Origin of the sequence: Zobellia roscoffensis (assembly GCF_015330165.1) — a bacterium.
In the GTDB taxonomy this organism is placed as follows: Bacteria; Bacteroidota; Bacteroidia; order Flavobacteriales; family Flavobacteriaceae; genus Zobellia; species Zobellia roscoffensis.
The window spans coordinates 467,757-481,343 of the sequence record NZ_JADDXT010000002.1 but is presented as its reverse complement, the minus strand read 5'-3'; the positions used below and the strand labels follow the sequence as shown (position 1 = coordinate 481,343).

Sequence of the window (13,587 nt, the reverse complement as noted above, 5' to 3'; positions counted from 1 at the left end):
TATTGTCAATACTTGTTCGGTATAACAAAAGAATTATTTTATCAACCATCAACCATCAACCATCAACCATCGATTGCTCAATATTTTTTAACTTCTACTAACTACTAACTACTAACTACTAACTACTAAAGTTATATCCCCTCAATCTTTTCCCTAAGCGACTTTAATGCCAAATGCATTCTCTTTTCAATAGCCTTAACGCTTACGCCTTCCATTTCGGCTATCTGGGCATATTTCTTTCCATCTATACGGTTCAGTAGAAAAGTAGTACGTTGGTTTTCTGGTAAACTGTCCAGAGCACGGTTCAATTTTTGCTTGAATTCCTCTTCTTCCAATAAGAACTCTGGTGACTCATGGGTAACCTTAAGTGTCTTTTCCGCATACTTTAAACGTACCTTTTCCGCTTTTATCACATTTAGGTACAGATTATTAGCTACGGTGTAAACAAACGACTTGGCTTTCTCGGGAGAAACCTTGATGCAATTTTCCCAAAGTTTTACAAAAGCTTCTTGGACAGCGTCATGTGCCTTTTCCTCATTGCCAAATTTATAATATATATAGTTGAAAACCGTTTTAGAATTAGCTTTGAAAATTGTATCAAAGACTTGCTCTTCGCAAACATTGCCTGTATTTTTGGTTTCCAATTAGGGTAATTTTTTTCAAAGGTATTTGAAAAAATCGAATCTGTGCAAGTAGGGTATTTTAATTATGGGTTGTTTCAGAATTAAAGTTCCCCTAAATTCCCAATCAATATGAAGAAGTGTTTTAAATTTTCATTAGTGGCTTTCCTACTAGCCTTGCTAATGGCGTTGACCTCTTGTCAAGATGAGGAGCCTTTGGAAGAAACAATAGATAAGGAACAAACTTTATCTTTTGATTCTGTACCATTAGAGCTAATGAAAGAAATGGTATCTAATGACGGTTCCTATGATAATATAGTAGATGGCGCAAGTTGTTTTGATATTCAGTTTCCATATACAGTGGTAGTTAATGATGTAACCTTAACTATAGAAGCTATGGAAGGCCTCCAGGTTTTAGAAGAAACTTTAGATGGTCTTGAAGGTTTAAATAGTACTATGGATATTGTTTTTCCTATTACAATAACCATGGCAGATTATACAGAAGTGACTATAAATGGTAAAGAAGATTTGCAAAAAACAGCTTCCCAATGTGTAGAAGGAGGTTTGGATGCCGATATAGAATGTATTGATTTGGTATATCCTGCAACAGTTTTTACGTATAACCCCAATTTTCAGCAAACTGCATCCGTAACTGTAGCGTACGATGTAGAATTAAGAAGGTTCTTTGCCGGTCTGGAAGATGCTGATCTTATTAGTTTTGATTTTCCCATCACTTTAAAATATACAGATAGTACAGAGGTGGTAGCCAATACCAATGCTGAACTCGCTACAATCCTAAATCAGGCAAAGGAAGCATGTGATGAGGATGATGATAATGACCATAATGATGACGATTTTACAAAAGAACAATTAGATAACGTTTTAGTGCAGTGCCCATGGAATTTTGTACAAGTACAGCAAAAGAGTATAGACCAATCCGAGCAGTATAGCAATTACACTTTTTCTTTTGAAGAAGAAGGAAAAGTTATTGCCTATGGTTCTAATGGATATAATATAGAGGGCGATTGGAGTACTTCGGTGGTTGATTATAGAATTGTATTAAAACTGGATTTTGAAGAAAATATGGTCTTTAATAATACTTGGAAGGTCTATGAAATAAAAGAAGGTAAGATTAAAATGTTCGTTGATGATGATTCTATGGTGCTAGAAAAAGATTGCGAGTACCAACCAGAAGTGTGTAATGCAGAAATTATTCAAAATAGATTAAGCGTTTGCACTTGGAAAATAACAGATGAGAAAGGAGAATTCTTTGAAGATTTGAACATCGATTTTGCAGAGCAGCGTATGCTTGTTTATGACGCCAATGGAAAAGTGGTTGATGAAGGAACTTGGGTGGTAGAAGAAAATATATTGACATTCAGTGGATTAGGTCAGGCGTTAGATAATTATTCTGGTGATTGGCAGGTGCTTGAGTGTGGGGATGAATACATGAAAATAAAGAGAAAAGAACAAGTGGTTGTTTTAAGTAAAATTTGCAACTAGCTTTTGATATTTAATAGTTTAGCGTAACCAGAGACCTATTTTGCCCCACAGATTTTTAAAGAGCATCCATCTAAAGATGGGTGCTTTTTTTATGAGGTCATATTTTTTTCTTTCCACCCCCTTCTTTCCCTCAGTTATTATTAAATTTGCCTTTCTTCAAAAGCAAGTAAGACGATGTTTGACAATTTAAGTGATAAGCTAGATAAAGCCCTACATACCCTACGGGGCCATGGGCAGATAACGGAAATTAATGTTGCCGAAACGACTAAAGAAGTCCGTAGGGCTTTGTTGGATGCCGATGTTAACTTTAAAATAGCCAAAGAGTTTACCAATAGGGTCAAAGAAAAAGCTTTGGGTCAAGATGTATTGACCACATTACAGCCTGGCCAGTTAATGGTAAAGATTGTCAAAGATGAACTTACTGAGCTAATGGGTGGTGAAACCGAAGGTATTAACCTTTCGGCTACACCCTCTATAATCCTAATGTCAGGTTTGCAAGGTTCGGGTAAAACCACTTTTTCAGGTAAACTGGCAAACTTTCTGAAGACGAAGAAAACAAAAAAACCTTTATTGGTAGCTTGTGACGTGTATCGTCCGGCAGCGATTGACCAGTTGCACGTTGTTGGTGAGCAGATAGGAGTTGAGGTATACTCAGATCGTGATGAGAAAAACCCGGTAAAGATAGCTGAGGCTGGTATAGCCAAAGCAAAATCAGAAGGGTATAATGTCGTGATTATAGATACCGCAGGTCGCTTGGCGGTAGATGAAGAGATGATGAATGAAATCTCTGAAATTCATAAGACCATTCAGCCTCAAGAAACACTTTTTGTAGTGGATTCTATGACCGGTCAAGATGCTGTGAATACAGCAAAGGCTTTCAACGATATTTTAAATTTTGACGGTGTAGTACTTACCAAATTAGATGGTGATACTCGTGGTGGAGCTGCCATTTCAATTAAATCGGTAGTCGATAAGCCTATAAAGTTTATCGGTACGGGCGAAAAGATGGAAGCTATAGACGTTTTTCATCCTTCACGTATGGCCGAACGTATTTTGGGTATGGGTGATGTTATTTCTTTAGTAGAACGTGCTCAAGAGCAGTTCGATGAAGAAGAAGCTCGTAAGATCCAAAAGAAAATAGCCAAGAATAAATTCGGTTTTGACGATTTCCTTTCCCAGATTCAGCAAATCAAAAAGATGGGTAACATTAAAGATTTGATGGGAATGATACCAGGTGCCGGAAAAGCGCTTAAAGGCTTGGATATTGATGATGATGCCTTCAAACATATAGAAGCTATTATTCACAGTATGACCCCAGATGAACGTGCTAATCCCTCTAAATTAAACGTGAGCCGTAAAAAGAGAATAGCCAAAGGAAGCGGTAGAGAAGTTCAGGAAGTAAATCAGCTTTTAAAGCAGTTTGACCAAATGAGCAAAATGATGAAGATGATGCAAGGTGGCGGCGGTAAAAAAATGATGCAGATGATGGGCAACATGAAAGGAATGCAGTAAAGCCGTAAATAAAAAACAAGACGAGTTTAGACCATAACCGAATACGATGAAATTACTAGACGGAAAAAAAGTTTCCAACGAAATAAAGGACGAGATTACTATTGAGGTAGCGAACATGAAAGAGCGAGGTGAGAAAGTACCTCATTTGGCGGCCGTTCTTGTGGGTAATGATGGTGCTAGTTTAACCTACGTAGGTAGTAAAGTACGTTCTTGCAAGAAAATTGGTTTTGAGTCTACATTAATTCACTTACCTAGCGAAACCACTGAAGAAGAATTGCTAAAGCAAGTGGCAGACCTCAATGCCAATTCGGATATTGACGGTTATATTGTTCAGCTTCCGTTGCCAAAACATATAGATGAGGAAAAAATCTTGATGGCGGTTGACCCTGATAAAGACGTAGATGGATTTCACCCGGCTAACTTTGGAAAAATGGCGTTAGATATGGAGACATTTATCTCTGCGACCCCATTTGGTATTATGGAGCTTTTAAAGCGGTACAAAGTTGATACTCAGGGCAAGCATGCAGTAGTTATAGGGCGTAGCCATATTGTAGGTAGGCCAATTAGTATTTTAATGAGTCAAAAAGGCGAGGCAGCAAACTGTACGGTAACTCTTGCTCATAGTAGAACAAAGAATATTCAAGAACTTACTTTGCAGGCAGATATAATTGTATCCGCATTAGGCGTGCCTCATTTTTTGAAAGCAGAAATGGTTAAAGAGGGAGCTGTTATTATTGATGTAGGTATTACCAGAGTTACTGATGAAACTAAAGAAAAAGGATATTACATTACGGGAGATGTTGATTTTGAACCAGTAAGTAAAAAAGCTTCGTTTATTACTCCTGTTCCTGGTGGTGTTGGTCCAATGACCATTGCTATGTTGTTAAAAAATACTCTTTTGGCAAGGGAGCGGCATAGAAATACTAACTAATTATCTAATTAATGATTTAACCGAATAGAAAGCTCTTCATTGATGGGTATTCGTGTAATTTTTTGATTATTAGATATTTCTGTTATTAGGCTAACAACATTTTAACGTAATTCAACGTTTTGGTTTTATAAAACCAACCAAAAAATGCCAGAAGCCGTAGCTCCCGTAAATATACAACTGGATCCCTTTTTTGACCTGTCAATGGACTCTTTATGTGTGGCGGGTTTTGATGGGTATTTTCGAAAAGTAAACCCGGCCTTTGTGAAACTTCTCGGCTATTCAGAAGAGGAGCTATTTTCTACCTTAATTTCTGATTTTATTTATGAGGAGGATCGAGAGATCACTGCTTCGCATCGTGAAAGCTTACTTAAAAGCAAACCCCTTGTTAATTTTGAAAACAGATACATATGCAAATCAGGAGAATTAATATGGCTACATTGGACCTCTATTCCTATACCAGATGAACAATTGGTATACGCTATTGCTAAAAATGTAACTCATAAAAAGAATCTAGAGTCTGAACGTGTTTCACATGTAGCGCATCTTTCCCAGATAAACCAAAAACTTAAGCAGTTAAATTATACCACTTCACATGATTTAAGATCGCCTGTGAATAATCTATTATACTTAGTGGATATACTGGGCCTTGAAGAAAATAACAAAGAAGAAACCGCTAAGATTCTCGATTATATAAAACTGTCTGCAGAAGGTCTTAAAACTACTCTAGATTCTTATGTAGATGCTTTAAAGGAAAACGAAGAGGTAAGTATCCGTATTGAAGAAGTTTGTTTTGATCAGGTTTTTCAGAAGGTAAAAAGTTCAATTAGTTCTTTAATTGAAGATTCTAAAGCAAAATTCTTTTTAGACTTTTCGGCTCTGGAGAGCGTTAGATTTAATACTTCTTATATGGAAAGTATTTTTCTTAATCTCATTACAAACTCAATTAAGTATGCAAAACCCCATGTTTTCCCAGAAATTAGAATAACCACAAATCAAGTTAATGGTGAAAGCTCATTTGTGTTTACTGATAACGGACTTGGATTTGATATGGACAAGGTGGGACACCTTGTATTTAATTTAAACCAAAGATTTCACGGTACAAAAGACAGTAAAGGGGTAGGGCTCTATCTAGTACACAGTCATATTACAAGTCTTGGTGGTACTATAAATGTAGATAGTGAGGTTAATAAAGGGAGTACGTTTACAATTAAGTTTAAATCTTAATTTAGTTGTGTATCTCTTTTCTAATATGCGCTACATTAGCATAAACTGGGGAATAGATAGGTAAAAATCATTTGTTTATAGGTGTCAGTTGTTCTATTGAGTAAAAGAATGGTTGAGGGTAAAAAAGGAGGTAAATCCTCATAGCGTAATTGTTTAGTTTTTTTGTAAAAATCATAAACAAACGTCGTTATAGTTAAAAAATTGCCCTTTAAATAAAAATAATGGAAAGTTGGACAACAATTGTCTTGTAACGAGCGTTTTAGGCTAACTAGACTATACCAACTCCATGAAGCAGCTAATCGAAACTCTAGATTTTGAACTAGAACCATTCTTTAATTTGTCAATAGATAATCTGTGTATCGCAGATTTTGAAGGGTACTTCAAAAAAGTAAATCCTGCATTTGCAAAGCTTTTGGGATACACAGAAGAAGAGCTGTATTCAAAGCCTGTATTTGATTTTATTTATGAGGAAGATATAGATGCGACCATAAAGCATGGTGAGAATTTAGTTCATGGTATACCCTTACTTAATTTTGAGAATCGATACGTCTGTAAAAACGGAAAGTTGGTTTGGATGCATTGGACGGCCACTAGATCAGAAGACGAGAAATTTGTATATGCCATAGGTAAAGATGTAACCTTTAAGAAGGATTTGGAGAACGAACGCATTTCTCATGTAACTGATTTGTCCAGAATAAATGATAGGTTAATGCAACTGAATCATATAACATCTCACGATTTAAAATCACCTGTAAATAATTTGGTATTTCTTGTTGATATGCTAGATACTAGCAAGATTAAGGATGAAACCGTTTTGACTGTATTGGAACATATAAAGCGTTCTGCCAATGGTTTAAAGACTTCGTTGAATGCTTATATTGATGCTGTTGCGGAGGATGAGGTTTTAGAACAGGAATTAGAACTTGTATGTTTTGATGAAGTTTTTCAACATGTAAAAGAATCAATTGATACTTTGGCGAGTCATGCTAAAGTTCAATTCGAGGTAGACTTTACTGAGGCGCAGTGGGTGCTTTTTGAAAGGAGTTATATGAAAAGTATTTTTCTGAATTTAATATCTAATTCTATTAAATACGCTAAGCCAGGGGTTGTTCCTGTCATTTCTATTACAACTCAAATTAAGAATGGGCACAAAAAACTAATCTATAAAGACAACGGATTAGGTTTTGATATGAAAAAGGTGGGGGCTCAAATTTTTGATTTGAATAATAACCGTAGTGATTCCCGTGATAATAAAGGTTTAGGTCTTTATTTGGTGAAAAAAAATGTAACCAGTTTAGGAGGGAGTATTTCGGTAGATAGTATCGAAAATCAAGGTAGTACCTTCACAATTATGTTTGGAGATTTGATTTAAGAATCTAAATAGTTTCCCAAACGCTTAGGCACTTAGTTCAGAAATTTCTTGTGCGTCACCTTTCCGGTAAGTACAGTGTCGCCGGGCTTTATAACCTCAATGTCATTACTATCATCAATACTACAGCTGCTCAAAATAATGATTACTGTTAGGACAAACAGTACGGCCGCAAATTTTTTCATGGGTAATTGCTAATAAGTTTAGTCTATTCATAACGTTCAAAAGCTCATTTCCGTATAGATTTTTCATAATCTTTACCTCTAAAAATTTATGAGCTCTATTGAAACTACTACTTTTGGCACTTTCCTTCTATAGATGTCCAATAAAAACCAATTTTCTTTCATAGACCCAGCTAAAAGTCCAGTGTTTTATGGGTACGTAATTCTGGTAATTGGTACTATTGGCATTTACTGCAGTATTCCAGGGCAAACCATTGGGGTTTCCGTATTTACAGACCCAGTAAAAGATGCGTTGGGATTAACCCGAAACCAATTTAGCAACGCCTATATGATAGGAACCATATGCAGTTCATTGGTTATTGGTCGTGCAGGTATCTGGTTTGATAAATATGGTGCGCGTTATGTAGCATTTTTTGCTGCGATCACCTTAGCGGTAGCTCTTATGCTATGTTCATGGTCTGTGCAGATGAGTGAGTTTGTAAAAACAATGTTAGATGTAGATACATGGCTTATTCCCTTTGTGATAATGGCGTGTTTGTTTTTTATGCTTAGGTTTTCTGGTCAAGGAGTACTTACCATGGCATCGCGTAATGTTATTATGATTTGGTTTGATAAAAATAGAGGAAAGGTCAATGCACTGAGTAGTGTAGCCATCTCATTTGGTTTTTCGTCTTCACCACTTTGGGTCAATGCTTTAATAGAAGGCTACAGTTGGCAGGTTGCTTGGCAAATATTAGCAGCGGCATTATTGATTTTTTCATTTTTCATTTTACAATTTTATAAGAATAGGCCTGAAGAGCATGGCTTACTTCCTGATGGTGAAATTTTAGAGGATAAAGAAACGTCCACTGGAATGCCAGTAGCCAAGCAATATACCGCCAAAGAAGCACAACAGACCAGGGCGTTTTGGATGTATGGTCTTATACTGTCATTTAATAGCTTTTTTATAACGGGCCTCACTTTTCACGTCGTTTCTGTTTTTGCTAGTGAGGGGTTTTCTAAAGATGATGCTATCTCAATCTTTTTACCGGCATCTGTTGTTGCAGTCACGTTTTCGTTAGTTTTTAATTTTCTTAGTGATTATCTACATCTAAAACTCTATTTGTATTTGATGATTTTAGGGGGTATTATGGCCTCGGTTGGTTTTTTGTTTTTATCCTCTTCTTTTGGTATTCCATTGCTTATTGGCGGCTTTGGTATTCTAGGGGGCTTCTTTGCTGTTCTGAATGCTATAGTTTGGCCTCGCTTTTATGGGCGTACACATTTAGGGGCTATCACAGGAAAAGTCATGTCTTTTTTAATTTTGGCAAGTGCGCTTGCTCCGCCTATTTTTAGTCTTTGTTTTAGCACTTTTGGGTCCTACAGATTGCTAGGGTATCTGGGGCTTACATTTATCTTGTTCCTGTCTATTGCTTCCATTAGGGCGAACAACCCTCAATAATTTACTTGGTGGGTTCGGTTAAATTGGCTACCTTTTCGTTTCGTTTATAACGAGTCTGTATTTATTTTTTATTCTGAAATATTAATGACAATAGTCATGCCTCACGTTGCCCTAAAAACTGTGCGCTTTGATTCTTGTTCCAATGTTATTAGATTTAGACACTGTTGCTAATAGTTTTATTAAAACAAAGACTTAAATAACCATTGTTAATGAAAAACCTCGCCCTGATGCTATCTATATCGGTAGCTCTAATTTCCTGTAAAAATCAAGAAAAACAAAAAGAAGAATCCAAAGCAACAATAGAAACAGTTACCACAAACGAAACTGCTGATGAATGGATTTACCTATTTGATGGAACTACTACAGATGGTTGGCGAGCTTATAATGGGGACGATTTGCCACCACAATGGGTAGTTAAGGATGGAGCCTTAACTTTTGATACGGAAAAACGAACTGAAGCAAATAGAAAAGGCGGTAAGGATATTATCTATGCGGCCCAAGAGTTCGATAATTTTGAGCTGTACTGGGAATGGAAAATCCCTGAAGGTGGTAATAGCGGACTATTATACCATATTCAAGAAGGCGATTGGAGCATACCCGAAGTTTCTCCAGAATACCAGATGTTAGATGATTTAAAGTGGGAAGAAATCAATAATGCCAAATTAGAGGAATGGCAAAAAACAGGTGCTGATTATGCCATGCATTTGCCAGATATAAGTCAAAAAATAGTGAAACCTGCAGGAGAGTGGAATACGTCCCGTATCATTTTTACGCCAGAAAATGTAGAACATTGGCTCAACGGAAAAAAACTACTGTCTTTCGTGCCATGGTCAGAAGACTGGGAAGAGCGTAAAGCTCAAGGAAAATGGAAAGATGCACCAAAATATGGCTCTTTTAAAAAGGGATATATCGGTTTTCAAGATCATGATAGTCCGCTTTGGTTGAAGAATGTAAAAATTAAAGAATTATAAAAAAATAGAGAACAACCTCAATAATCAAACTACTTGAAAATGAATAAAAGAGAATTCTTAAAAAGCGCAGCGGCCGTATCTTCTTTCGCCTTACTGCCCAATGCGGCATGGGCTTTTCAAAATGGCAAACGACTTAGAACGGCCCACATTGGTGTGGGTAATATGGGAGCCGATGATTTGAATGCAATTGCTTCCCACAGTTCCGTGGATGTTGTTGCGTTATGCGATGTTGATTCTGTTAACTTGGCAAAAGCACATAAACTGCACCCAGGGGCACGTGTGTTTTTTGATTATAGGGCAATGCTAGACGAAATGGGTGATGAGATTGACGCTGTAGTCGTTTCTACACCGGACCATACCCATGCGCCTGCTTCTTTAATGGCAATGGAAATGAACAAGCCTGTGTATTGTCAGAAGCCGTTGACCCATTATGTAGATGAATCCCGAAAAATGATGCAATTGGCCAAAGAAAAGAATTTGGTTACCCAAATGGGTATTCAGGTACATTCTTTTTATGATTACCGCTTGGCTACTCTTTTAATTCAAAGCGGTATAATCGGCAAGGTTCATACCGTACATGCTTGGTCTCCAAAATCATGGGGTTATAACGGAGAAGAGCCTCAAGGGGAAGATCCGGTTCCAGATCAATTGGATTGGAACCTTTGGTTGGGTACTTCCAAAGAGCGCCCTTATAAAGAAGGCTATTACCACCCTGGTAAATGGAGAAGGTTGTTGGATTATGGTTGTGGTACGCTAGGGGATATGGGTGTGCACATTTTTGATACGCCCTACAATGCTTTAAACTTAGATGTACCCTTAACTATTAAGAATGAATGTCGTGAGCCTAACGGTTACGGTTTTCCTGAGAACAATACGGTAACTTATGAATTTCCCGGAACGGAATACACTACTAAAAACCTTAAATGGATTTGGTATGACGGCCCTGGAATGCCGCCAGAGCATGAAGATTTAAAACTGCCGGACAGCAAAGGTGCCGGCAATCAACAAAAAAATGGCGCTGAACAAAAAAATGACATATCGTTAGATGCAGGTGTTGCCGGAGCAGGGCAATTACCTGATCAAGGAGCTATGTTTATTGGTAAAAAAGGACGTTTGTTATTACCTCATTTTATGCAATTGCCAAAGAAAATCGTAAAGGGCAAGTATGTGGATATCTCCAAAGAAATTGCCGAGGTTTCCAAAGCCAATAATTTAGGAGAGCCTATTCGTAATTATGATACGGAAGGTCCAAAGCACTATCATCAGTTTGTAGACGCTTGTTTAGGTAAAGGCCAGACTACAGCTCCTTTTTCTTATGCAGGACGATTAACGGAAACCATTTTGCTGGGTGTAATTGCAGGTCGTTTTCCAAATCAGACCTTACATTGGGATGCGCAGAGTGCTAAATTTTCCGAGGATGAAGCCAATCAATTCTTAGGTGGTGATTACCGAGAGTTTTAATAGGAAGTAAAAATGAATAAATTAATTTCTACAGTTTTCATTGGTCTTTTTCTAAGTGTTTCTGTTTTCGGTCAAACAGGAAAGGTGTTCGATGAATTGACATTAAAGAGTGAAATCTTAAAAGGGGAGCGGAAGTACGCGGTATACTTGCCTCCGGATTATGAAACTTCACAACGCTCCTATCCGGTTCTTTATTTGCTGCACGGGGCAGGTGATGACCAAACAGGCTGGGTACAGTTTGGAGAGGTCCTGCGCATTACGGATAATGCAATAAAAGAAGGAACGGCCACACCAATGATAATTGTGATGCCGGATGCCAACACAGGTAAACGTGGTTATTTTAATCAAGGAAAGGATTGGCGTTATGAGGATTTCTTTTTTGAGGAATTTATGCCCCATATAGAAAAGAAGTACCGCATTAAGGCCGAAAAACGTTACAGGGCTATTTCTGGACTTTCCATGGGGGGAGGAGGAACCTTTATGTATGCAATGCACCGGCCTGAACTCTTTTCTTCGGCTTGTCCATTAAGTGCTTATGTTGGACCGTTAACTATTGCCGACTTTAAAGAGCGGTTAAAGCAAAGCGATGTAAAGTATAGTGAAGCTGAAATAAAGGAATATTTCAAAAAGCATAATGCGTTGGAGTTGTTAAAGACCGTACCGGAAGAGGATGTTAAATCCGTTAGGTGGTATATAGATTGTGGTGATGATGATTTCTTGTTCGAGGGCAATAGTTTAGTGCATATTGCCATGACAAAAAAGAAAATTCCACATGAATACCGAGTGCGCGATGGCGGCCATACTTGGACGTACTGGCGGGAATCTTTACCGGTCGTTCTTGGTTTTGTTTCCGATGCTTTTCATCAACATTAGAGATAAATATCCTTTTTAGAGGAATAAAATAATATTAAAAATATAGAATGATTTATAGAAGATTCGGGAGAACCGGTTGGCAAGTAAGTGAAGTAGGATACGGAATGTGGGGAATGGCCGGCTGGACACAGTCTGATGATGAACAATCTGCAAAATCTCTAGACCTTGCGGTTGAAAACGGAGTCAATTTTTTTGATACAGCTTGGGGTTACGGTGAAGGTCATAGTGAAGAGTTGCTTGGTGAACTCGTTCGAAGGCATCTCAAAACTAAACTGTATACGGCAAGTAAGATTCCGCCTAAAAATTTCAACTGGCCGGCAAGACCGGAATATGCATTTGAGGATTCATATCCAACAAACCATATCATAGAGTATACTGAAAAAACTTTGACGAATCTAGGTATGGAGCGTATTGACTTGATGCAGTTTCATACATGGGATGATGGATGGTCTCATCGTGATGAGTGGCAACGTGCTATTGAGGATTTGAAGAAAGCTGGGAAAATAGGAGCTATGGGAATTAGCGTGAACCGTTGGGAGCCAGAGAACGGTATTAAGGCCATAAAAACGGGGTTAATAGACGCTATTCAGGTAATATATAATATTTTTGACCAAAATCCGGAAGACGTACTTTTTCCGCTGTGCGAGGAGATGGATATTGCGGTAATTGCCCGTGTTCCTTTTGATGAAGGTACATTGACCGGAAACCTGACCAAGGAAACCATTTTTCCTGAAGGCGACTGGCGTGGGACTTATTTTGTGCCTGAAAACCTGAATTCTAGTGTGGACCATGCAGATGCATTACGACCATTAATTCCGGAAGGAATGACTATGGCTGAGATGGCACTTCGGTTTATATTAGAGAATAAAACTATAGGGACAACTATTCCGGGAATGCGAAAAGAACGCAATGTTCTGGCTAATACCGCTACCAGTGATGGTAAAGGATTGCCAAAAGAGTTAGTTGACGAATTACAAAAACACCGTTGGGTAAGAAAGCCCACAGAATGGTCTCAATAGAAATAAAGAACTACCACTCTGAGCGCAGCCGAAAAGTGGTAGTTCTTTTACTTCGCAAACAATTGCCCCATATCTTTAAAGGCTTTGAATTCCAATGCATTTCCTGCAGGGTCTAAAAAGAACATGGTAGCTTGCTCCCCGGTTTCTCCTTTAAAACGTACATAAGGTTCTATTACAAATTGAACATTTTTGTTTTTTAGCTCTTCTGAGAAAGATTCAAAAACTTTCCAAGGTAAAACAACACCGTAATGGGGTACAGGAACATTTTTGCCATCTACAGGGTTGCTGTGGAGGTCTTCCGAGTTGGCTTTTGGTTTGTAATGAATGACCAATTGATGTCCAAATAGATTGAAATCTACCCAATGGTCGCTACTACGGCCTTCTTCACAGTTTAATATTTCTCTATAGAATGTGCGGCATTCGTCCAAATTATGAACGGGTATGGCGATATGAAAAGGAGTTACATCTTGCATGGTTTTCA

Annotated in this window: 13 protein-coding genes; 10 read left to right on the top strand and 3 right to left on the bottom strand. The window is 37.8% G+C overall.

Translation table 11 applies throughout. The features are described from left to right. Positions 1–131 precede the first annotated feature (131 nt). The gene (locus tag IWC72_RS02045; RefSeq protein ID WP_194524601.1) at positions 132–644 is read right to left on the bottom strand and encodes an RNA polymerase sigma factor; all 513 of its coding nucleotides are present in this window, start codon (positions 642–644) and stop codon (positions 132–134) included. Between the two features lie 135 nt (positions 645–779). On the opposite strand from IWC72_RS02045, the gene IWC72_RS02040 reads away from it, so the two are divergent. The 5 genes from IWC72_RS02040 (at position 780) to IWC72_RS02020 (ending at position 7,162) form a co-directional block, all read left to right on the top strand. Continuing rightward, positions 780–2,123, top strand: a complete 1,344-nt coding sequence (locus tag IWC72_RS02040; RefSeq protein ID WP_194528671.1) for a hypothetical protein — start codon at positions 780–782, stop codon at positions 2,121–2,123. Positions 2,124–2,297: 174 nt separating this feature from the next. Then, the gene (gene ffh, locus IWC72_RS02035; RefSeq protein WP_194524599.1) at positions 2,298–3,635 is read left to right on the top strand and encodes a signal recognition particle protein; all 1,338 of its coding nucleotides are present in this window, start codon (positions 2,298–2,300) and stop codon (positions 3,633–3,635) included. Between the two features lie 46 nt (positions 3,636–3,681). Continuing rightward, positions 3,682–4,566: a bifunctional methylenetetrahydrofolate dehydrogenase/methenyltetrahydrofolate cyclohydrolase FolD gene (gene folD / locus IWC72_RS02030; protein WP_194524598.1), complete on the top strand. Its 885-nt coding sequence runs from the start codon at positions 3,682–3,684 to the stop codon at positions 4,564–4,566. A gap of 144 nt (positions 4,567–4,710) precedes the next feature. Next, entirely contained in the window at positions 4,711–5,790 is a 1,080-nt protein-coding gene (locus IWC72_RS02025) for a sensor histidine kinase (protein ID WP_194524597.1), read from the top strand. Positions 5,791–6,076: 286 nt separating this feature from the next. Continuing rightward, positions 6,077–7,162, top strand: coding sequence for a PAS domain-containing sensor histidine kinase (locus IWC72_RS02020; protein ID WP_194528670.1), 1,086 nt, complete (start codon positions 6,077–6,079; stop codon positions 7,160–7,162). Between the two features lie 32 nt (positions 7,163–7,194). Here IWC72_RS02020 and IWC72_RS02015 read toward each other — a convergent pair whose 3' ends face one another. Further along, a complete protein-coding gene (locus IWC72_RS02015; protein WP_194524595.1) occupies positions 7,195–7,344 on the bottom strand; it encodes a hypothetical protein in 150 nt (49 codons plus the stop codon). A 133-nt stretch (positions 7,345–7,477) separates the two neighbouring features. Here IWC72_RS02015 and IWC72_RS02010 point away from each other — a divergent pair, with 133 nt between their 5' ends. From IWC72_RS02010 to IWC72_RS01990, 5 genes are all read left to right on the top strand, one after another. Continuing rightward, entirely contained in the window at positions 7,478–8,782 is a 1,305-nt protein-coding gene (locus IWC72_RS02010; protein ID WP_194528669.1) for an MFS transporter, read from the top strand. Between the two features lie 209 nt (positions 8,783–8,991). Then, complete coding sequence (locus tag IWC72_RS02005) at positions 8,992–9,753, top strand: 3-keto-disaccharide hydrolase (protein ID WP_194528668.1); 762 nt, start codon at positions 8,992–8,994, stop codon at positions 9,751–9,753. Positions 9,754–9,792: 39 nt separating this feature from the next. Next, a complete protein-coding gene (locus tag IWC72_RS02000) occupies positions 9,793–11,214 on the top strand; it encodes a Gfo/Idh/MocA family protein (protein WP_194528667.1) in 1,422 nt (473 codons plus the stop codon). Between the two features lie 12 nt (positions 11,215–11,226). After that, entirely contained in the window at positions 11,227–12,087 is an 861-nt protein-coding gene (locus tag IWC72_RS01995) for an alpha/beta hydrolase (RefSeq protein ID WP_194524591.1), read from the top strand. 47 nt (positions 12,088–12,134) lie between these two features. Further along, entirely contained in the window at positions 12,135–13,106 is a 972-nt protein-coding gene (locus IWC72_RS01990; protein WP_194528666.1) for an aldo/keto reductase, read from the top strand. Positions 13,107–13,153: 47 nt separating this feature from the next. Here the strand turns inward: IWC72_RS01990 and IWC72_RS01985 are convergent, their stop codons facing one another. Continuing rightward, a complete protein-coding gene (locus IWC72_RS01985; protein WP_194524589.1) occupies positions 13,154–13,579 on the bottom strand; it encodes a VOC family protein in 426 nt (141 codons plus the stop codon). Between the last annotated feature and the right edge of the window lie 8 nt (positions 13,580–13,587).

Coding starts and splice junctions, on each gene's coding strand:
- ffh (WP_194524599.1), top strand. CDS start 2,298: ATGTTTGACAATTTAAGTGATAAGCTAGATAAAGCCCTACATACCCTA.
- folD (WP_194524598.1), top strand. CDS start 3,682: ATGAAATTACTAGACGGAAAAAAAGTTTCCAACGAAATAAAGGACGAG.
- IWC72_RS02025 (WP_194524597.1), top strand. CDS start 4,711: ATGCCAGAAGCCGTAGCTCCCGTAAATATACAACTGGATCCCTTTTTT.
- IWC72_RS02020 (WP_194528670.1), top strand. CDS start 6,077: ATGAAGCAGCTAATCGAAACTCTAGATTTTGAACTAGAACCATTCTTT.
- IWC72_RS02015 (WP_194524595.1), bottom strand. CDS start 7,344: ATGAAAAAATTTGCGGCCGTACTGTTTGTCCTAACAGTAATCATTATT.
- IWC72_RS02010 (WP_194528669.1), top strand. CDS start 7,478: ATGTCCAATAAAAACCAATTTTCTTTCATAGACCCAGCTAAAAGTCCA.
- IWC72_RS02005 (WP_194528668.1), top strand. CDS start 8,992: ATGAAAAACCTCGCCCTGATGCTATCTATATCGGTAGCTCTAATTTCC.
- IWC72_RS02000 (WP_194528667.1), top strand. CDS start 9,793: ATGAATAAAAGAGAATTCTTAAAAAGCGCAGCGGCCGTATCTTCTTTC.
- IWC72_RS01995 (WP_194524591.1), top strand. CDS start 11,227: ATGAATAAATTAATTTCTACAGTTTTCATTGGTCTTTTTCTAAGTGTT.
- IWC72_RS01990 (WP_194528666.1), top strand. CDS start 12,135: ATGATTTATAGAAGATTCGGGAGAACCGGTTGGCAAGTAAGTGAAGTA.
- IWC72_RS01985 (WP_194524589.1), bottom strand. CDS start 13,579: ATGCAAGATGTAACTCCTTTTCATATCGCCATACCCGTTCATAATTTG.